Annotated in this window: 17 protein-coding genes; 10 read left to right on the forward strand and 7 right to left on the reverse strand. The window is 42.8% G+C overall.

Annotated elements, in window-relative coordinates; genetic code table 11:
- The first annotated feature begins 54 nt into the window (after positions 1-54).
- The 5 genes from FCN14_RS11400 (at position 55) to FCN14_RS11420 (ending at position 4,395) form a co-directional block, all read left to right on the forward strand.
- Positions 55-1,110: an extracellular solute-binding protein gene (locus FCN14_RS11400; RefSeq protein WP_138431409.1), complete on the forward strand. Its 1,056-nt coding sequence runs from the start codon at positions 55-57 to the stop codon at positions 1,108-1,110.
- A gap of 60 nt (positions 1,111-1,170) precedes the next feature.
- Complete coding sequence (locus tag FCN14_RS11405; RefSeq protein ID WP_138431410.1) at positions 1,171-2,289, forward strand: porin family protein; 1,119 nt, start codon at positions 1,171-1,173, stop codon at positions 2,287-2,289.
- 63 nt (positions 2,290-2,352) lie between these two features.
- Positions 2,353-2,919: an FMN-binding protein gene (locus FCN14_RS11410; RefSeq protein WP_138431411.1), complete on the forward strand. Its 567-nt coding sequence runs from the start codon at positions 2,353-2,355 to the stop codon at positions 2,917-2,919.
- Positions 2,916-3,419, forward strand: a complete 504-nt coding sequence (locus FCN14_RS11415; protein ID WP_138431412.1) for an Aq_1264-related membrane protein — start codon at positions 2,916-2,918, stop codon at positions 3,417-3,419. Before FCN14_RS11410 ends, FCN14_RS11415 begins: the two co-directional genes overlap by 4 nt.
- A 1-nt stretch (position 3,420) precedes the next feature.
- Positions 3,421-4,395 carry an FAD:protein FMN transferase gene (locus FCN14_RS11420; protein ID WP_138431413.1) on the forward strand — a complete coding sequence of 325 codons (975 nt, stop codon included), beginning with the start codon at positions 3,421-3,423 and terminating at the stop codon, positions 4,393-4,395.
- 5 nt (positions 4,396-4,400) lie between these two features.
- Here the strand turns inward: FCN14_RS11420 and FCN14_RS11425 are convergent, their stop codons facing one another.
- Positions 4,401-5,909, reverse strand: a complete 1,509-nt coding sequence (locus tag FCN14_RS11425) for a hypothetical protein (protein WP_138431414.1) — start codon at positions 5,907-5,909, stop codon at positions 4,401-4,403.
- 101 nt (positions 5,910-6,010) lie between these two features.
- Between FCN14_RS11425 and FCN14_RS11430 the strand changes: the two genes are divergently transcribed.
- The 3 genes from FCN14_RS11430 to FCN14_RS11440 are packed head-to-tail and all read left to right on the forward strand — an operon-like array spanning position 6,011 to position 8,314.
- On the forward strand, positions 6,011-6,382 hold the full coding sequence (locus tag FCN14_RS11430) for a carboxymuconolactone decarboxylase family protein (protein WP_138431415.1): 372 nt from the start codon (positions 6,011-6,013) through the stop codon (positions 6,380-6,382).
- Positions 6,383-6,394: 12 nt separating this feature from the next.
- The gene (locus FCN14_RS11435) at positions 6,395-7,537 is read left to right on the forward strand and encodes a ShlB/FhaC/HecB family hemolysin secretion/activation protein (RefSeq protein ID WP_138431416.1); all 1,143 of its coding nucleotides are present in this window, start codon (positions 6,395-6,397) and stop codon (positions 7,535-7,537) included.
- Positions 7,538-7,567: 30 nt separating this feature from the next.
- A complete protein-coding gene (locus FCN14_RS11440) occupies positions 7,568-8,314 on the forward strand; it encodes a uroporphyrinogen-III synthase (protein ID WP_138431417.1) in 747 nt (248 codons plus the stop codon).
- A gap of 122 nt (positions 8,315-8,436) precedes the next feature.
- Here FCN14_RS11440 and FCN14_RS11445 read toward each other — a convergent pair whose 3' ends face one another.
- Positions 8,437-10,839: an endonuclease MutS2 gene (locus FCN14_RS11445; protein ID WP_138431418.1), complete on the reverse strand. Its 2,403-nt coding sequence runs from the start codon at positions 10,837-10,839 to the stop codon at positions 8,437-8,439.
- Positions 10,840-11,018: 179 nt separating this feature from the next.
- On the opposite strand from FCN14_RS11445, the gene FCN14_RS11450 reads away from it, so the two are divergent.
- Both FCN14_RS11450 and FCN14_RS11455 read left to right on the forward strand, forming a co-directional pair.
- Entirely contained in the window at positions 11,019-11,798 is a 780-nt protein-coding gene (locus FCN14_RS11450; RefSeq protein WP_138431419.1) for a PhzF family phenazine biosynthesis protein, read from the forward strand.
- Positions 11,765-12,607, forward strand: coding sequence for a sulfite exporter TauE/SafE family protein (locus tag FCN14_RS11455; RefSeq protein ID WP_246043155.1), 843 nt, complete (start codon positions 11,765-11,767; stop codon positions 12,605-12,607). Before FCN14_RS11450 ends, FCN14_RS11455 begins: the two co-directional genes overlap by 34 nt.
- 549 nt (positions 12,608-13,156) lie before the next feature.
- Here the strand turns inward: FCN14_RS11455 and FCN14_RS11460 are convergent.
- The 5 genes from FCN14_RS11460 to murC all read right to left on the reverse strand — a co-directional run bounded on the left by FCN14_RS11460 (position 13,157) and on the right by murC (position 21,122).
- Positions 13,157-15,889, reverse strand: coding sequence for a S9 family peptidase (locus FCN14_RS11460; protein ID WP_171032901.1), 2,733 nt, complete (start codon positions 15,887-15,889; stop codon positions 13,157-13,159).
- Positions 15,890-16,149: 260 nt separating this feature from the next.
- On the reverse strand, positions 16,150-17,475 hold the full coding sequence (gene ftsZ / locus FCN14_RS11465; RefSeq protein ID WP_171032902.1) for a cell division protein FtsZ: 1,326 nt from the start codon (positions 17,473-17,475) through the stop codon (positions 16,150-16,152).
- 67 nt (positions 17,476-17,542) lie between these two features.
- Positions 17,543-18,808 (reverse strand): cell division protein FtsA, encoded by a 1,266-nt coding sequence (ftsA, locus tag FCN14_RS11470; protein ID WP_138431422.1) that lies wholly within the window; start codon positions 18,806-18,808, stop codon positions 17,543-17,545.
- Between the two features lie 127 nt (positions 18,809-18,935).
- Positions 18,936-19,688: a cell division protein FtsQ/DivIB gene (locus FCN14_RS11475; RefSeq protein ID WP_246043156.1), complete on the reverse strand. Its 753-nt coding sequence runs from the start codon at positions 19,686-19,688 to the stop codon at positions 18,936-18,938.
- A 33-nt stretch (positions 19,689-19,721) separates the two neighbouring features.
- A complete protein-coding gene (murC, locus tag FCN14_RS11480) occupies positions 19,722-21,122 on the reverse strand; it encodes a UDP-N-acetylmuramate--L-alanine ligase (protein WP_171032925.1) in 1,401 nt (466 codons plus the stop codon).
- Between the last annotated feature and the right edge of the window lie 122 nt (positions 21,123-21,244).

The raw sequence follows: 21,244 nt of genomic DNA on the forward strand, positions 1-21,244 counted from the left end.
CCTGAGAATACGCTTTTAATATAAACGAAAAGTGAAGACTTCGGATCAATTATTATGAAGTATCTACTAAAAGTATTTGTTGCGGTACTGACGTTTTTTTTAATCAGCTCTTGTAGTCAATCATCTTCTGATCAGCTGGTAGTCTACTCCGGACGGAGTCAGGCACTAGTGAAGAAACTGGTTTCTGACTTTAAAGAACAGACCGGTATCGATATCCAGGTGAGGTATGGTAATGATGCTGAGCTGTTGGCTGTTTTGAATGAGGAGGGCGAACAGAGTCCTGCTGATGTATATTGGGCAAATACGACCGGAGCCCTTGCACAGGCAAACGAACAGGGGATGTTAACAACACTGCCTGATTCGTTAACCAAAAAGCCGGATGCGTATCAATCTGCCAGCGGGAAATGGGTGCCGGTAACGGCTCGATTTCGAGTCTTGGCATACAATCCTGAAACCATAAATCCCGAAGATCTGCCAAGTTCAGTTCTTGATTTGCCGAAAATGGATAAGTTTGAGGGTCGTATTGGATGGACCCCCACTTATTCCAGTTTCTACGATTTTATTACTGCGCTTCGATTAACGGAAGATAACGAAACGGCCAAAAAATGGCTTCTCAATATGCAGCTACTTGACCCCAAAGCTTATAGCTCTAACACCCCGATGGTGCAGGCTATTATGGCTGGTGAGATCGACCTTGGGCTTACCAATCACTATTACGTGATCCAGACAAAGCATGGTGGTAAAGAAGGATATTTTGAGGACCATGAGCATTATGGGGAAAAAGGACCTAATCCTGATGCGAATATTGAAACCTATCATTTTGATAATGGTGATATTGGAAACCTGGCATTGGTAACAGGAGTGTCACAGCTAAAAACTGCTGATAATCCAGAGTTAGCTCAAAAGTTTATGAGCTTCCTGTTGTCAAAGAAGGCTCAGGAATATGCAGCACAATCGGTGAATGAATACCCGGTAACAGAAAAAGCGAAACTTCCTGACTATATGCTGGAGTCAAAAGAGGCTTTGAAATTGAGCCCTAATTACGATTATGAGCAGCTAAAACAATTGGAAGGTACGCTTAACCTACTTAGAGAAGCAGGAATTATTTAAAAGTTTATTCTATAGATCAGCCAACAATAACCCTTAATTAAGAACACAAAGAATAGAAATATGCGCTTTTTTAAAAAAATTAGTTTATCTATTGCTCTTATAGTGGCGTTTTCTGCGGCAGCATCTGCCCAACAGGGAGCTACTATTGGAGGGTATGGAGAACTCCATTATAACGATGTAACTTATAAAGCAAACGGTGATCAAGGGCCGGGTGAATTCGATTTTCATCGTTTTATCTTGTACGCAGGATACGATTTTAATGATTGGATTAAATTCCGTTCAGAGTTAGAAATAGAACATACCTATGTAAAAGATGGTCAGGGCGAAGTTGCTCTTGAGCAAGCTTATATCGATTTGGCTTTTAAAAAGAGTTTTGGTGCCCGGGGTGGTATTATGCTTGTTCCTATGGGGATTGTAAATCCTGTTCATGAACCCCCAACATTTAATGGTGTTGAACGTCCTAATGTAGAGAAGTATATCATTCCATCTACATGGAGAGAAGCAGGTGCAGGAGTTTACGGTAAAACCGAATCTGGATTGAGTTATAAGCTTTATCTGATGGCTGGTTTGAAAACGGAAGGGATTACGGGAAGCAGTGGTATCCGTGATGCTCGCCAAAAGGCTTTTGAATCTTCTACTGATAACTGGGCTGTAACGGGGCGTTTAGACTATCGTCCGAATTTAAACCTTACTTTTGGTGCTTCTTATTTCTTCTCCCATTTATCCTCAAACTATAAGTATGGTTCAGCTATGGAAGGCGCTGCAATTCATATGATTGATGGTCATGCAATTTACAATAACGGGGGTTTTGAAGCCCGTGGTTTGTTTGTATACAGTTCTACTTCTAATGCTGAAGATATCAATAACACCTTAGGGAATAATATAGGTGATTCTCAGTATGGAGGATACCTTGAGCTTTCTTATGATCTTTTGCGTCTAAGAGATGAAGTTACAGACCAGCAGTTGAACCTTTTCAGCCGTGCTGAAGTATATGATACTCAGGCATCAACGGTTAACGTTTTTGATAATCCTGAAAACGAACGATACGAATATACTTTTGGCTTGACCTATAAGCCGGTATCTCAAGTTGCTGTTAAAGCTGATTATCAACTGTTAACCACACAAGGTGGTTTCAATGATAAGCACCAATTAAATATTGGTATAGGATATAACTTCTAAGCAGTTATTACCATTTTCAAGGGAGAAGTCTACGGATTTCTCCCTTTTTATATTTCTGATGATATGAACAAAACAGTTATTTCGACATTTATTGCGTCTATTGCCTTGTTAGTTTTGGCTAATAACGTCATGGGGCAGGTGCATCCTGATGAACTAAATGAAACACTTATTTCAAATTCGGTAAACGAAGTTTGGGGAGTGAAAGAAAAAACTCAGTGGGCAAAAATTGAAGTTTCCGATAGTACGGCTCAACTAATTGAAGGTAAGTTGCGTGCAAAATCGGAAGTTCCGGATACAGTATATATAGGTACGATTAGTACAGGCAAAGGTATACAATATGTTTTGCCGGATATTGCTCCAAGCCGTTCAGAAGAGTTTACTTACCTTCTATATTTTGATGCTTCAAAAAAGATCACCGGTATTGATGTATTGGATTACCGGGAAAATTATGGATATGAAATTGATTACTCTTATTTTCGGAACCAGTTTAAAGGAAAGTCGAAAGCTAAGCAGGTGAGGTTTAGGAGAGGTATACAGAATATAAGTGGTGCTACGATATCAGTTCGTTCTATAACCAACTCTGTTCATGATCTCTTATTAATTATTAACCAGATATCATTACCCGAATGAAATCATTACCAGCACTGAGAACATGGCCAAAATCATTTAAAAAACTGGTTTTTACCTTTGTGTTGATCTCATTTATTGGGGTGGTCGTGGGCGGTATTATGATTGAAGTTACCACGCACTTAACTCCTCAGGGAGTAGTAGAGCAGTATAAAGGAATTAGTAAAAGTAAAATTGAGGCTTCTCAGGAATTGAAATTTCCCAAGCCCGTGAAAGAGATGCTCATAACAACACATAATCATATTTTGGGGTTGTCTTCTCTATTTTTTATTACTGGATTTTTGTATTTAGCCACGGGTAAAGATTCTTGGCTACAGCTTTCTATTGCGGTGGAACCCCTTATTTCACTCTTTGTAACTTTTGGTGGATTGTGGGTGATGCGATACCTGTGGTCACCGTTTGTTTATGTAGTAATAATTAGCGGGGCTTTGATGGTGGGCACCTACGCTTGGATGAGTTTTATCGTTATGAAAGAATCATTATCAAAACAAAATAAGGGTTAATATGAGTGTTGACCGTAAACAGTTCTTGCAGTTAGCTATTACCGGTGGGTTCGGGACTCTTTTGGGTGGTTCAGTCATTCCAAAGAGATGGAGGGAGGGTGGTATCTCGCTGACTCCTGTGAGCCGACAAAGCGTTGTGATGGGATCGTTAATATCATTTCAGGTAGTAGCAGAAACCAAGAAGGCGGGCTTCAAGGCTATTCGACGGGCTGAGAAGATATTTCGTGATCTTGAAAAAACGTTCTCAATGTATGATGAGAAAAGTGAGATGGCAATGCTTGCTCGCAAAGCCGGAACAAAACCGGTGCCCGTTTCTAATGAGTCGATAGAACTTTTGCGTTTTGCTAAAGCGGTTTACCAACAGGGTGCTAATTATTTTGACGTTACCGTTGAGCCTGCAATGAAGCGTTGGGGATTTCGCGATAATCCCGGGAGAATTATTTCTCAACCCACAGATAAAGAATTAAGAACCCTCGAACGTATTATAGGGTCAGATAAGATTATCATTGAGAATGATAACATATTGCTTGCCGAGCAGGGTATGGCTATCGATACCGGAGGTATTGCCGGAGGGTATGCCCTTGACAAAGCGATCTCTGCAATGAAGGAATGCGATATTTCTGCTGCCTTTATTAATTTCAGTGGAGATATTCATTGCTTTGGCAAACCTATGAAGGGCCAAAAATGGCCGGTCTATCTCGTAGATCCCCAAACACAACAACCGCTGGCAGAGCCGGTGGAACTTTCTAATGAAGCATTAAGCACCAGTGGAGCTTATCAAAAACGTCGCCATGATGGAAATGAACATTCGTGGGGACACCTGTTATTTCCTACACAGGCAAAACCCGTAGAACCGGTGGGATCAGTTACGGCCATTCACTCTTCGGCTATGCATGCGGATGCGTGGTCAACGGCAGCGTATGTTGGTGCTGAACCTCCTTCTGAAGTTCGCACTTTAGTATTGGATGGAAGTTAATCTCTTTATTGCGAATTTTCGCGATATGAAAAGACATTCATTAGCTGGTTGAGTACACCATTACCAACCACCGACATCTTATCTTGGTTACCGAGCGATAAGAATCGAAGGAGTTTACGCAGTTCTACCAGCAGGTAAGGAGGGTTTGTTACTAAAGTATCACTGGAGATAATATGATCCCAGTCTAAATCTTTCTCAAAGCTAATACCATTATCTTCCATTGCTTCTTTAACTACGTAGGCGATGAGCCCATAACCAATGGTGGTGGGATGAATGCCGTCGAGACTAAAGATGCCGCCTTTATACACTTTGCCGTTATCTTCGTCAATTCGAATATAATCGGTACTTAATTTGGGATTATCCTCATCTTCTACCAAGTGCTTGGTCATCTCGTGACGTTTCATAGCCTGTCGGAACCCTTCGGGATAGGGGATGCGGTTGGGTCCTCCTAGACGTCTGCGTGCAATTCCACTTACATAGCGATTCAGGGGAGCTGTGATCCATCCATATTCGCGGGCCACTTCTTTGATGATGGTATTGTATTCATCAACATGCTGGTCAAGCTTAATTGCTTGATCTTTGGTTAAATGAGGATGGGTGTCAGGATGAAAGTCATCATCCCAAACCCAGAAACGGGTGTAGTAATCGAAGTAGCCGGTATGTTCTTTGCGTGATTTATCAGAGTTAATCCCTCGTGTAACAGGGGGTATGGTGACATATGGGATGGTTTGCGTGATAATTCGCTCTGCTCCCACTTGGCTTACTTGTTCTGCCAGTTTTCTAAACTCCTGTTCAAAATGTTCAGGTCTGTAAACAGTGTAACTACGCTCGGTAGGGAACTTTTGAAGGTCTTCTTCCTCAGAAAGAACGTATTTTAGGTCTGAAACCGCTCCGATGACGTTGTTGTGTCCCATACTTACAATAAGGTTTTCGATACCTCCGTGCTCTTGTAAGTAACGAATATTGTCCAGTAGCGTATAATCTCTATACGCTTCATTATAGGAGGGATTCAACACCAACCGAGCGGTAACATACATCGCATGGTCAGGCAGCATGTCGAAAACTGAATATGTTTCAGGTTGGGTTTCAATATGTTCTTTACTGTTTCGTTCAGTAACCATCCAGGCATCATTCATGGCAAAACCCCAAACCGACTGATTGTGGTAGGGAATGTCACGTTCTCGTTTCAAAGGTTTTATTTTGCCCTCCCAATATCGTTTAACACGGCGCAGTGTTTGGTACAGGTGGGAGATGGCGGGCAGGTATTCATTCCACTCTAAGGATTCCCCAAATTCATCGGCTAAGCCACGCGTTAGTACTTCAAGATTCAGGGGAATGCCGGCTTGCGCGGTAAACAGCGGTTGGTCGAAATCAGGGGTAGGTTCCCAGCATTGTCGCAGAAAATTGGTATAGCTAAGATCCGTGCGGTATATGCCGCCATTTTGAAACCCCTGGCTGACGCTGTCTCCTAATACTACAAGTTTATGTTTAGGTGATGACTTTTTTTTACTCACGGTACGCAAAAGGGGTTAATCGCAGATTCAAAATTCAGATTAAACTTCCTGTGAATATGTCGTATCTTAAAGCGCATTTTAAATAAGAATGTAGCAAAAGGATGAACAAAAAAGAAAATAACCGATTAGCAGAGTTTCGCAAAGCACGAGAAGCGGCTAATGATAAGATATTAGATCTCGACAATCTTGGCATTAAGCGTTTCTTTAATCTAGACAATAATACATACAAAGAGGGGGCGCTATCTGTAGAAACGAAGGAGTTACTGGGATTGGTAGCCTCAACAGTATTGCGATGTAACGACTGTATCGATTACCATTTGGAGCAATGTGCAAAAGCAGGCTCTACCAAAGAGGAGCTTGTAGAAGCATTAAATGTGGCTTTGGTGGTAGGGGGTAGTATTGTTATTCCCCATTTACGTCACGCTGTGGAAACGTTGGAAATCCTGGAAGAAGAGGAAATCTTAGACTCCTAAAATACGCTTATCGTGAAACAACGTCTTATACTTACCATTGTTTTAATTAATCTTTTCTGTGGTTCTGCCAGTGCCCAACTATTGGGAGGGGGGGTAGGGGCAGACTCCATATCCACGGCATTGGTCCCGGCTTTTGGGTACAGTTCTAATGAAGGATTTGTTGGGGGGGCAATATTTAATCGATATAACTACAAAGGGGGAATTGCTCCTTTTAAAAACTATCTGAAATCATCTGCGATAGTTTCAACTAAGGGTTTTGTAGAAGCGGAGATGAAATACGAACAGAACCGGAGTTTTAATCGTGATATCCGTACCTCTGTAGAAGGCTATTTCTATCGCTATACAACAGATCTCTTTTTTGGTGTAGGAAATAATACCACTTTTTCAGAAAGCCAATGGAATAATAATTATTACTTTTTTCGTTCAATAAGTTTTGGCGCACAATATAAATTGCGGAAGCCCCTTTTCCGTGATAGGCATAGTCAGTTTGATCTGCAGGGTGGGCTAAGTACCCAATATTATATCCCTTATGAAAGGCAGCAGCAGTCGTCTTTTTTCCAGTTAAGCCCCAATGGACAGGAAGGAGGATGGATTAACAATTTGAATGCGGGGTTTGTCTGGGAGAACAGAGATAGTGAGTTTGATCCAACCAAAGGAAATAGAGCAGAGTTGGAAGTTCGTTTTGCCCCCAATTTGATCAGTAAATATGCATTCACAACCGTTCGATTAGAACTTCGGCAATATTTCCAGCTTTTTAATTGGATAACGTTTGCAAATAAATTAGAAGCACGTCATGCAGCAGGTGATACTCCCTTTTGGGAACTTTCGACCCTTGGGGATGCCTACACTCTTCGGGGCTATCCTTTGAACAGGTTTAAAGGCAATAGCTCGATAGCTTACACACTTGAACTCAGAACTTGGCTTTTCGAATTTCCAGAGCTGTATAACCTGAAGTTCGGGGGGCAGTTGTTTACAGATACTGGTCGGGTTTTTACCACTCCGGATGATGTAAAGGACCTGTTTCGTGGTTATAAACAAACAATTGGTTTTGGGGGAGCGATGTCTATTTTTACTCCCGACTTTATTCTACGAGGAGATGTCGGTTTTTCCGAAGATGTGACGCGTATTTATGTTGGCGTAGGATACCTTTTTTAGAATTACTAACTAGAAATTTATTTAGCCATTATGAGTCGTTCAGTATTATTAACTGCAGCCAAAGAAGATACCGAAACTTTTCAGTCTGAACTGAGAGATGAAACCGTTTCAGTTTTGCATTATCCCCTGGAGCGTTATGAGCTGGTAGAAGATGATCAGGATGTGCGTGATACGTTCAAGCTTTTAGATGAGTTTGAGAATATTGTGCACGGTAGTAAACGTAACGCCATGTTTTTTGTGGAAGCCGTTGAGAAGTATGATAAAATGGATGCGGTACGCAACCAGTTGAATTTGGCATTAAATCAGCACACGGCTGACTATTTGGAAGAAGCAGGTATACCGGCGGTGCATCCCCATTCTGATGGCAAGGCGATAGACTTGCTGGAGTTTATGCTGCGTATTAAGCATATTGGTAGTACGCTATATCCATGCGGAGATAAAACCTCGGAAAGTATGCCTGGGCTTTTAAGGGAGTTAGATGTGCCCGTCGAGGAATTGGTTCTCTTTACCCTGGAAGGCCCTGAAGAGTTAAAATTACAGGAGTACCGCAAAGATATTGCTGCCCATGATCCTGCATTTATTATTTTCCATTCACGTCGATCGGTAAATCGATTGCTGGCGGCATTCCCTAACCTAAATTATAGCGAAGCCCACATTACTACGGGAGATCAAGCGGTTACCGAGAAGTTGGAAGGGGAGGGTATTGAGGTAGATAGCCAGGCCGAAGGAAGTTGGAGTTCTATTCGTAAAATAATTAAGGAAGAGCTGGAAGGGTGAGTTTTGGATGCTAGAATCTGTAAAGTGGAGTCATCTATTAACGGTTGTCAGTCCCCCGTCATCGGTACAGTTTCGTGATCAGCTACGTAACACTTAGAACTTAATCACTTCGCACTCCAACACTAAAAGTGCACTACCGTACAACCTGCACCCCCTTGCTGAATGGGAGCAATTTCATAGCTAGAAACCTCTTTTCGCTTGTTCAAATACTCATGGACAAGATTCTTAAGAATGCCTTCACCCTTGCCATGCACAATTTGTACTTCATTACGTCCGGCAGCAAGCGCATTATCGATATAGTGTTCCACTTCTTTCATCGCCTCACGGCCGCGCATGCCTCGAATGCTAAGCTGGGGCTTTACCATTTTGTATCGACTGCCTTCTTCAAAGTTGACCTTCACTTTCTGCTTTTTTTTCTTCTTTTTCGAAGCGTCCTCAACCTTGACCAACTTCTTATATTTCGTTTTAACGCGCAATCCGCCCGCTGATATAACTGCTTTATTACCATTGATCTCTTTAAGTTCTCCAGTCGTGTTAGCATCTTTGAGCCGAACCAAATCGCCCACTTGCGGTTTTTCTTTAGCATCCTGGTAGCGCTCTTCCTGCTCTTCTTCCAGTTGCTGCAGTTCTGAATCAATCTGTTTGCGATGTTCTTCAACCTCTTTACGGGCTTCCTTAATTGTTTCATCATCTTTGTGCCCCTTTTCAACTATACGCTCTACAGCCTCTTCAATCTTTTTATTGGCTGAATCCATGATATTTTTAGCTTCCTTAAGGGCCTTTTCACGGATTTTCTGCTTCTCTTTCTCAATAGCCGTGCGCTTCTCTTTGTAGCGATGCCGCTCTTTTTCAGTGTTTGCTTTTAGTTTGTCATACTTCTTTTTGAGCTCCTCTGCCTCTTGGCTCTTTGTTTCCAACTCTGAGATAAGGGTCTCCATATCTCCTTTAGCTTCTCCCAGGAGCGTTCGGGCATTGCTCAGAAGTTCTTCTTGTAGCTCCATCCGTTCTGCAATTTCAAAAGCATAGCTGCTGCCGGGAATTCCTTTCTTAAACCGATAGGTGGGCGATAATGTATCTTGGTCAAACTCCATTGACCCATTGACAGCATAGTCACGTTCATGAGCAAATACTTTGAGTGAGCCGTGGTGAGTAGTAACTAGTATTTTAGCTTTGCGCTCCATCAGGATTTCAATAAAAGCCTGAAACAGAGCGCCCCCTTCCTCGGGATCAGTTCCCGCTGCGGCCTCATCAATGAGAACCAAGCTATTTTCATTAGCTTCTGCCAATGTATGTTTCATCCACTCCAGGCGTGAAGAAAAAGTACTCAAATCATTTTCAATAGATTGGTCGTCGCCCATATCTACAAAAATACTGTCGAATATAGGGATTTCAGAGCTGTCACGGGCGGGGATTGCAAAACCCGCCTGTATCATCATAGAACAGAGACTAAGAGTTTTAAGAGCTACCGATTTTCCACCCGCATTGGGACCGGTAATAACGAGGCACCGTTCTTCCTCTTCAAGTTCCATATCCAGCGGCACTACCTTTTCTTGTTTGTTTTCCGGAAGTCCGCGGTTTTTAAGCAGCAACAGGGGATTGTATGCTTCTTTTATATAAAGATGAGAGGTTTCGGAAATAACTGGCGTAAAACCGTCCATATCGATACTGAGTTCTGCCTTAGCACGTATAATATCGAGAGTGGTAAGGCAGTCCATGTTTTGTCGAATTTTATCACTTCGTTTTCGGATTTCACTAGTCAGTTCCCGTAAAATCCGTTCAATCTCCTGTTTCTCTTCCGACTCAAGCTGACGAATCTCATTATTGATATTTAACGCTTCTACCGGTTCTAGGTACACCGTTTGGCCCGAAGAAGATACATCGTGGACAAATCCTTTAACCTTTCGTTTATACTCAACCTGTACCGGTACCACCATGCGTCCATTGCGGATGGTAGGGCCCTCATCAGAAGCCATACCCTTTTTCGATAGGCGTCCCATTACCCGGTTGATTGTGGTACGCAGATCATTCTTTCGGTTATTAATTCTTTTGCGAATAGAGCGAAGTTTAGGACTGGCATCATCACGGAGTTCCCCATTCTCTGTGAGTACCTCTTGTAACGTTTCTTCCAAATTTTTCAAGGGGATCAGTGCAATAGAAACTTCTTTGAGAGCCGGGTAGTGTTCTTCGCGCTCTTCGATATAGGTTTTAATACGGCGAGCCGTAATGCTGAGCTCTAATATCTTAACAAAAGCCTGAAGTGGAATAATACTATTTTGGGGTCGGGCTTTGTCCAGAAACTGTTGGACATCATGTAGGTTATTGAGGGGAAAGGACGAATCATTGAGAAGCAGGTCCATCATTTCAGCGGTCTGCTCCAGCCGTCGTTCAATAACCTGTCGGTCAGAAAAGGGCTGCATCATCGCTATCTGCTCTTTTGCCATCTTCGATCGGGCTTTGTCTTGCGTTGCCGATCGTACTGAATTAAAGCCAACTTTCTCACTCAGACGTTCTGGAAATAGGTGCATATACAAATAAACTTCAGGCTATCCTGTTATCAAAAAAATGATCAGGATATAGATACTGGGGTTAAAAAGAATTCAATTGTCCTAAATATAAGCTTCTTTCAACGGAAATGATGAATTTGAAAAGAGGAAAATAATTGTTAATTGAAGAGCAACAATTGAATCATAAAATAAGAGTATATATGCGATTGGATATCTACCAGGTAGATGCTTTTGCGAAAGAACTTTTTGAAGGAAATCCTGCAGCCGTTTGCCCTTTGGAAGAATGGTTGCCTGATGAGCAAATGCAACAAATTGCGATGGAGAATAATCTCTCCGAAACCGCTTTTTTTGTACAAACGGATAACGGGTTTCATCTGCGATGGTTTACCCCGACAACAGAAGTAGACCTATGTGGACATGCGACCTTGGCAACAGCACATGTTATTTTTGAGCATCTCAACTATCCGGAAAATGAAATACATTTTAATTCTCGCAGCGGAGAACTAATCGTAAAAAAAGAGCAGGGACGACTGAAAATGAACTTTCCTGCTGCTAAGGTTAAAGAAGCCCAACTCCCCGATTTTTTGGAAAAAGCGATAGGAGTATCATGTCAGGAACTGTACCGTGATACCGATTTGCTATACGTAGTAGAAAGTGAGCAGCAGGTCCGTGACCTCAATCCTGACATTCGTTTGCTGGCCAAAGCCGATGTGCGCGGCGTCATTGTGACAGCGCTGGGAAATGAAGTCGATTTTGTCTCTCGGTTTTTTGCTCCCAATGCCGGTGTCGATGAAGATCCCGTAACCGGTTCTGCCCACACAATGCTAATACCCTATTGGAGTGAGAAACTGGGTAAAAAAGAATTGATCGCCCGGCAAATATCTCAACGAGGAGGCACAGTTTATTGTACATACTTAGGCGAACGTGTACAATTAGCTGGTGAAGCATGCACCTTTTTAGAGGGAAAAGTTCAGCTATGATAGAGATCGCCATACTATTGATTTTAGGTATTATCGCAGGTATTGTTGCCGGACTATTTGGTCTGGGCGGTGGCGTATTATTTACCCCCATCCTCTTCTTTGTCTTGAGTGATGCCGGTATTGAAAACCCCGTAGTGTTAACTATTGGCAGTTCTCTGTTTTGTACTTTTATTGCTGCAGCAGGCAGCTCGGTCCGGCAGTTTCAGCAAAAGAATTTTTTCTGGAAAGATGGGCTCAAAGTTGGGTTGATGGGGGCGGCAGGTGTTTATCTCGGAAAGCTTGTAATTACTTCACCATACTATAGTAAACAGGAGTTTGTCATCTTCTTTAGCCTGCTGTTGTTCTATGTTGCTTATATGTTTTATCGCAGAGGAAATAACAAGTCTAAAATAATTAAATCCAACAATAATGAGATAGCTATTTCACAATCTCTTGTAACAGGGGGATTAGGGGGATTTGTGGCAGCCTTAGCCGGTATCGGCGGCGGTGGTGTAATGGTGCCCCTTCTCAACCTGCTCTATAAAAAGCACTTTTCCCGTGCCGTCAGCATCTCGTCACTCGCTATTGTAATGATCTCACTGTCGGGATGGGTACAGCTTGGTTTGGCAGGTAAAGGTATTGAAACATTAACTGCGTTCCATTGGGGGTACGTAGATTTTGGTGCAGCATTGCCGCTGGCCATAGGGGGGCTGTTCGGGGGTTTTGTGGGGGCTCTCTTTAACTTGAAAGTAGATCGACGCTACCTGCAGTTGGCTTTTGCAGTTCTGGCCGTGGGGATGGCTATCAAGTTAATTGCAGAAGTTTTTTAGCTTAAGAAGGCTTTGCAAAACTATCTCCATATTGTCATTCTGTCCGCCGTCAGGCGTATGAGAATCTCCTATTCATTTTTTGGCGTTTAAACCAAGATCCTGAACTGGATTCAGGATGACAAGCTAGGTTTTGTAAAGCGCTCTAAAAGATTTTCCACCACGCTTTTTCTGTGATATCGAAGTCGTATGATTCGCTTTTTTCTTTCAGGATCGTTTTTAAGTTTTTAAACTCGTCGGCCGCTAGATAGGACAGTCGAAAGCGTTCTTTGGTTCCACTCTCATAAGTAAGGCGAAGACTGAATTTTGTGAGGGTAATATTATCCAGCTTATTCCAATAAGTGTCAGCACTTCATCAAGGATTAGTTTATGGAGTTCAATGGCCAGTAAACCATACTACCAATGAATAGCATTCCTTTGGCGAAGAGCATGCTCCTGGTATCGGTATCTGTTTCGTAGGTGGCCATGTCCAAAAGAAATGGGATTAAAAAAATAGCTCACCCCCGTTTAAAAGCATGAGCTATTTTAAAAGAATAATTTAGGGATAAATATCTACTTGGCTCCGTTGTCTTTCATGGCCGGGCGTTGCAAGTATGGCAAGCCATCAGTAATCCACTCAGGAGCTTCTTTACCTAAGAGATAATGCTCATGCCATTGGAAAGCACGGTTGGCATAGTCGATCTGGTTTTCTTCGCGAGCCAGCCCGTGGTTTTCTCCTTCATATACCAGCATTACAAAGGGGTTTTGCATACGGCGCATCGTGTTGTACAGTTCAACACCTTGATTAAAGTCCACAGCACCATCTTGGGTTCCAAATTCTACCAAGAGTGGAGTACTTACCCCCTCCATTTGGAAGATAGGAGAGTTTTCTACAAAGTTATCCCAATCTTTCCACCATGGATCAGGAAAACGACCCTGACTAACTTCAAATATATTAGCATCGGGCGTACCGGAATTCCAATACACCGAATTATACATGCTGATCATATTGGTAAGAGGGGCCCCTGCAACAGCTGAATTAAACAAGTTTGTTTGCGTTATGATAAAAGTTGTTTGATACGCTCCCCATGAGTGACCGGTTAATCCAATTTGGTCTTTGTTAACCATTCCGGTATCAATCATTTTTTCTACTGCCGGTACTACGCTTTCAACTGCGGATATTCCGGGATTACTTAATTCGTAGGTGATATCCGGTTGGAAAACGAAATATCCTTCCGAAGAAAAGCGCCTAAAGTTATACGGATTTCTCTTCGTAGGAATGCTATACTGATGGGTTGTCTGTGATCGCTCTTCATAAATATAAGTGATCATCGGGTATTTTTTGTCAGGATCATAGTTGGCAGGGTAGAGAAGCCGGCCCTCTAACTGCTCACCGTTTGCATTGGTAAAAGTGACAACCTCATCATCAGCCCAGTAATAGTTATCTTGTTGGGGATTGGTGTATGTCAAGGCTACCGGGTCAGCAAAGTCGTAGTCAACATGGAAGAAATCAGGAGAATCGGTAGCCGATTGTACCTGGTATATATAATGTTCGGTAGAATCTGCTTTAGTAAGGCGGTTATACATTTTAGGTTCATAAACCAGGGTATGTGTTTGTCCGGCTTTACTAGTACGAGCATAGCCCCGATCTTTACTTTCATCTCCATACATAGAGAAATAGATGGTTTCGTCTTTGGCAATGCCTTTATTGTCGTAGTCGAATCGTACTTGTCGATAGCGAATTTTATCTTGAGTGCCTGACGTCAGCTTTTCTGTCTTACTTCCATCAGCCCAAATTTTGTATGCGTCATACTGGTCATAGACAATGAACCATCTGTCATCTTCGGCCCACTCTCCTCTGCCGAAAGGACGTCGGTTTTTACGCCCGTTAACATTAGTGAAGTTTTGAAAGCGGGTATTAATATTTTTGGTCAGATTTATATGTTTTCCTTTTTCAATATTGTAGACCCACCAGTTTTGATCTTTAAAATATTGTAGATATTTACCATCAGGTGAGTTTCTTATATATTCGTGCTTTTCAAGGATTTTCTTGGATTCACCTGATGTTACATCAACCAGATATACATCTTTCCATTCCTCTTCAAAAGTGGGCTCATAGGGTTTAGGGTTATATCCCACCGCATATTGTTGGTTCCCGGTAAGGAATGTTTCTTCAAGCATTTCATTACCAATTTGCACAAAGGTGTTTTCATCTAAATGCCAGGCAGCAAGGTGATTCTCTTGTTTCATTTGCCCGACTAACACTTCTTGTTTTGCTTGAATGTTATCATCCTTCCAGTGCCACACTTCTACATTTGAGGGGTCCAGGTCACCTCCGCTATCTTTTTTCGTAGAGTCTGCCTTTGTCTCTTTTTCTTTTTTCTCCCATTCCATAATTCCAAAGAAAAGGGTTTTAGTATCTTCCGACCATTTTAGATTTCGATAATCAACGATGCGATACTCATCAGGAAAATTATTTATGTTGTGATGGTTAAAAATATTTTTTTCTGGTGACTTATGGATATTCTTAAATGCTAATATTTGATGTGTGATATTTTTGAAATCACTGTCTTCCTTTTCCTTAAGGAAAGCCAAAGCTGTTCCATCTTCACTCCATTCCAGGCTCTTGTATGTGGTAGTATCGCTGTCTAGTACAGTAATTCGTCCTGTAGAAAGATCATACAAATGAGCACCATTACCGAGGGTGGTGTGAGCATCAAGAAGCACAGCCAGCTTGGTGCTCCCGTCATTAAAGGCATATTCCGATACATTCCCGATGAGTTGATTCGTTCCTTCCTGCAGGTTTCGGAGGATGAGATCTGTACCCTCTGCTTTTGACTGTTCGGCCTGGTACTTTTTCATCGCGAGGTAGTGCCCGTTATCGGAGAAAGTATAGCTTGAAATATTTTTAAACGTATCAACTTCAGTTGTGGACAGATTCATTAAACCCAGCTTAAGACGAACCTGTTTATCTTGTTTTTCGAGTTTCTCTTTTTTGTTTTCTGAGACTCCGATTTGAAACGCAGCCCACTGATTATCTTGAGAGAACTCGAGCCTTTCTGCATGCATATACTTATGGTCACCGGTAGAATCTGTGCCCACTTTTTTGATGGTAAGCCACCCATCTCCATCTACCAGGTTGATATTATAACCGAACCATTCTCCATTGGCCGATAATTCTGTAGATCTAATAGACTGCCACTGGTCATAATCATCGGGAGTGAGCTTTTGTTTTTGGGCAAAAAGAGAGCTTATAGTTAATAATGATAAAACAAGAGTAAAAGTAGAAAGCTTAATAAGCCGCATTGCGAAGCACATTTGTTGAAGATTGAACACACTGATTGTAACACTACAAAATTTGAGTGGGATGGGAAGATAGCTCTTAGAGTCCATTATCCGAAATACAAAAGTTAAAGGTGGCGGGAGATTATAAAAAAGGAGTCCCCGGTCAGGAGACTCCTTCTGTATTATAGCAATCAAAATCCGCATAAACGCGGGAGTGATATCACTGATAAAATATCAGCATATCAACATACAGCAATGAACGTAGGGTTCACTGATTTTCGTTAATCCATAATTTTGCGCAGAAACGCAGGTTGGTCAGAATCGGATTTATCAATTCGTTCCCTGCGATTGTTAAGCAATTCGTCGCCCTGTTTCTGCTCGTCTTGCATCTGTTGTTCTTGTTCGTTCTCTTTTTCGTCACTTAGGGAACGGACATTTTTCAAACCACGTCTATGAAATGCCGGTTGATCCATATGTTTGAGGTTTTTCTCCCCTTTATAAAATGGATCATTGGTAGCAGAATGTTTGGTTTGCCCGGTCATATCTTTGGCCGAAGGCATTTCGAGATCGTTTGATTTCTGCTCGTTTCCGGATTTCGAGTTCGGGGCAACCCGGGCCTCATTATCACTTTCGGCCAGGTCGAATCCGGTAGCGATGACGGTTACGCGTAGCTCGTCGTCAAAACTTTCGTCGAGTACTGTACCGAGTATGATTTCAGCATCTTCTCCGGCTTCTTGTTGAATGATGCTGGTTGCAGTGGTGGTTTCGCGCATTCCCAAGTTAGCACCAGATGAGATGTTGACCAGAACATTGCGTGCACCTCGAATACTCACCCCGTCGAGCAGCGGTGAGTTGATTGCTTCGCGGGCTGCAATTTCTGCACGGTCTTCGCCTGTAGAACTTGCTGATCCCATAATGGCAGCACCTCCATCAAGCATGGTGGTACGCACGTCAGCAAAGTCAAGGTTGATAAGACCGGGCATTAAGATCAGGTCTGAAATACCACGGGTGGCATTGTAGAGTACTTGGTTGGCCTGATCGAAAGCCTCAAGAAGAGTGGTGTCTTCATTGGCAATCTCCATCAATTGTTCGTTGGGGATTACAATAACTGTATCACTGTTTTTCTTGAGTTCGGTAATGCCTTCAAGGGCATATTTCATCCGTTTGGGACCTTCGCAATCGAATGGGGTAGTGACGATGCCTACCGTCAGTATCCCCTTCCGTTTGGCAATACCTGAGACTACAGGGGCACCACCGGTACCGGTACCGCCGCCCATTCCGGCGGTGACAAATACCATGTCGGCGCCTTCTATTGCTTCTTCAATTTCGTGTCGATTTTCTTCTACCGCTTCTCGACCAATTTCGGGTCGAGCACCGGCTCCGAGTCCATTAGTGAGGTTAGCTCCCACCTGGATCGTGATATCGGCCATGCTATTCTTTAAGGCCTGAGCATCAGTATTGAGTGCTATATACTCGACACTGGTCAAGCCTTTATGGATCATGTTGTTAACGGCATTACCGCCGCCGCCTCCAACACCCACGACTTTAATTTTCGCATTGTCTTGACCGTCGATGTCAAAACTAAAACGAGAGTTGAGGTTAGACATAATAGTTACTCCTTGGTTTGATTGCTGTATGCTGTTTGTGTTACTGTTTGATTGCTAGTGTTTATTGCTATAATTCCTTGAACCAGCTTTTCATACGATCAGCGATGCGATTCATCACTTTCTCGACGCTGGAACCTTGGGTTGATGAGGGCACGATAGCCTGGTTTGCAGGACCGCTGCCCGTCTCAATGGCGTGCATCACTAAACCCACGCCGGTTGCATAAATTGGATTGTTAACTTCTTCAATGAGTCCGCCACTGAGTCCGAGCGGTTTGCCAATTTTGGCATCCATGCCAAGTACTTCGTTGGCAAGGGGACATACGTTTTTTATGAGTGAGCCTCCGCCGCTGAGCACCACTCCGGCACTCAGGTTGTCGGCATAGCCACTTCGTTTAACTTCAATGGCGACAATCTCCAGGATCTCTTCCATACGTGCCTGTATGATTTTTGCCAGAATACTTTTTGTAATTTCTTTGGGTGGACGCCCGGCTATACCGGGTACGGTAATGGCTTCATCTTCTTGGATCATATCTACATACGCTTCACCATGCTCGCGCTTCAGTTTTTCAGCTTGGTCATCCAGTACACTAAGTCCTACGCGGATGTCATCAGTGACTTTTTTACCTGCAATAGCGATAACTGCAGTATGGCGAATCGTGTTATCCTGGAAAATGGCTACATCAGTAGTACCGCCACCGATATCGACCAGTACCACACCGGCTTCTTTCTCTTCATCATCAAGTACGGAATAGGAAGAGGCCAGAGGCTCAAGAATAATATCGGCAACTTGGTATCCGGCGCGTTCAACACAGCGATAGATATTTTTTGCAGCTGATACGAGACCGGTAATAATGTGGACTTCCGCTTCCATTCGCATACCACTCATACCCACGGGGTCGCTGATCCCATCTTGTCCATCAACGACAAACTCTTGTGGAATAACGTGGATAATCTGCTGGTCGGTAGGCAGCATAATCTGCTGGCAATCTTCGAGCAGGCGTTCTACATCATCTACTGTAATTTCATTGTCACGGTTATTAATGGTGATCACCCCTTTGCTGCGCATACTGCGGATGTGATCGCCGGCAATGCCAACATTTACTGAGTTTACCTCGATTCCGGAAGCAAGCTGTGCCTGTTCCACAGCAGTTTGTATAGCATTCACGGTCTTGTCGATATTCACCACCACTCCACGATTTAAACCATCGCTTGGGGCTTTACCTACACCCAGGATATGAATCCGGTCCTGAGGATCGATGGATGCAACAATAGCACAAACTTTGGTTGTGCCAATATCCAATCCGACGACAATTCGGTCTTTTTGTTCTTCCATAATACTATCCACGTACTGTTATATGATTTATTTTCATCATGTCATGCTGAGTTTATTTCAGCATCTATCAGCAGGATCTTTGAGATCCTGAAACAATTCCAGGATGACATGTTTGTTATTATTATATTTATGTTCCTTTTTCTCGGGTTACAATTTGTCCTTGAAAGCGCAGATCAACCGAACGCATTGCTTCAATTCCTTTTTGTTTGATAACCTTGCCATAGAATGCTTCCCAGTTTTGTAACCGGTTTGCATAATCACCTTTGCCAAAAATTAGTTTTACACCATTTTGATTTGTCAGTGCAATAATGCCGTCTTTATTAGTCCAGGCAACTTCACTAATAGTAGCATTACTGACCTTTTTTCTATGAACGGTTGTTAAAAAGTGAGAGGCATATCTAAATGCATCGCTGCTGAGTGTATCCCCCAAAGGGGTTGCTTTAAATCCATAAAGAATGGGCACATCAACGCTTTTGCCCAATACTTTCGGGAGACGAACTCCCTCTTGGTCTACATATACTTTTTTACTTCCATCAGCGATCAGCGCTATAGGTTGTCGCTCAGTAATCTGCACCATGAGGTTGCCATTGGGTTCCACACTGATATTTGCTCTGTCGACGTAGGCCAGTTTTTCAAATTGGCGTATTATATCCGCATAATTAATACTATCCGGATTCACACCAGTAGGCACTTCTACCTGTTGCAACTCTTCAGCCGTAGTAAAGTAATTGCCTTCAAAGCGAACTTGCTGCACGGTCATATTAGCGCTCCAATATAGGCCACCAACGATAGCAATGCCCAGAACCAATATAGCTCCGGCTACCCATGGCAGTGGATTTTTACCGCTTTTTGATTTGTTATCTGTTTCCTTTTTCGTCATCAGTTATTTTAATTCAGATATATTACTGATTTATTACTTCTTCAAAGTTGAAATTCCTGCTTCCAGTGCTTCTACAAACTGTTCGCTGTATTTATAAATATCACCGGCCCCCATCGTGATTATGACATCACCGGGTTCTACAATCTCTTTGAGCTGTTTAGGAAGCTCAGCTTTATCTTCCACATAGTGTACCTTCCGGTGGCCATACTCTTTGGCAGCATCTGCAATAAGCTTGCCGTCTACCCCTTTTATGGGATCTTCACGCGATGGATAGACATCTGTAATTACGGAGACCTCCGCATCAAAGAATGAAAGTCCAAACTCTTCAAAGAGCTCTTGCGTACGTGAATACAAGTGAGGCTGAAAGACTGCCACAATACGGCGGTCTTTCCAGCCTTCGCGTGCGGCACTAAGTGTTGCCTGTACTTCGGTAGGATGGTGTGCATAATCATCAATAACGATCACATCATCCTTCTCTGCTTTAAGTTGAAAGCGTCGGAAAACGCCCTTAAAGCGTTCCAGGCCAGATTTTATTTGTTTAAAGTCAATATCCAGTTCCAAGCCTACAGCAACAGCAGCTAAGGCATTTTTCACATTATGTTCGCCCGGAGCATTGAGCTTTATTTCCCCCAGCTTTTCTCCCTCATCAATCACAGTGAAGGTGCTGGTAAAGTGATCGATTTCAATGTCGATTGCCCGGATTTCTGCCTGCGGTGTTAAACCGTAGGTGATAGTTCTTCGTTCTAATTTCGGAATGATACTCCGTACATTGGGGTCATCTAGGCATAAAGCTACAGCGCCGTAAAAAGGAACTTTGTTAGCAAACTCAATGAAGGCTTCTTTTACATCGTCCAGGTTATCATAAATATCCAGATGTTCGGCTTCGATATTGGTGATGACACCCAGCGAAGGAGTGAGTCGTAAAAAAGTACGATCAAACTCATCAGCTTCTACGACAATAATATCACCTTTACCAACAACGGCATTGGTTTCAGAAAAGCTGTGCACTTTGCCACCTACCATGATTGTAGGATCAAAACTACCATCCTGTATTACATGACCAATCATAGTTGTGGTAGTAGTTTTCCCATGGGTGCCCGCTACGCCCACGCCATACTTCATTCGCATAAGTTCAGCCAGCATTTCGGCTCGCTTAATAACGGGGATACCTTGTTCTAGGGCCGCTTTTGTTTCAATATTTTCTTCTGCTTTTACGGCACTGGTATAAACGACGACATCGCAGCCTTCAATATTTTTTTCATCATGGCCAATAGCGATATTAGCTCCAAGTTTCTGGAGTCGTTCAATGGTTTCGCCCATACTGGCATCTGAGCCGGATACGATATATCCCTTTTGCAGTAGGATTTCGGCCATGCCGCTCATACCGATACCGCCAATACCTACCATGTGAATATGGCGAGTTCGTCCGAATATAGGCTGTGTTTGTATTTGCTTGCTCATTAAGCTTATTTGCTTTTATCAGTCTATCATGAAAACTACTTTCAGCATCTCCTGTTTTGCAGAGATCCTGAAAAAAGTTCAGGATTATATTTTTA

Origin of the sequence: Fodinibius saliphilus (assembly GCF_005869845.1) — a bacterium.
Classification (GTDB): domain Bacteria; phylum Bacteroidota; class Rhodothermia; order Balneolales; family Balneolaceae; genus Fodinibius; species Fodinibius saliphilus.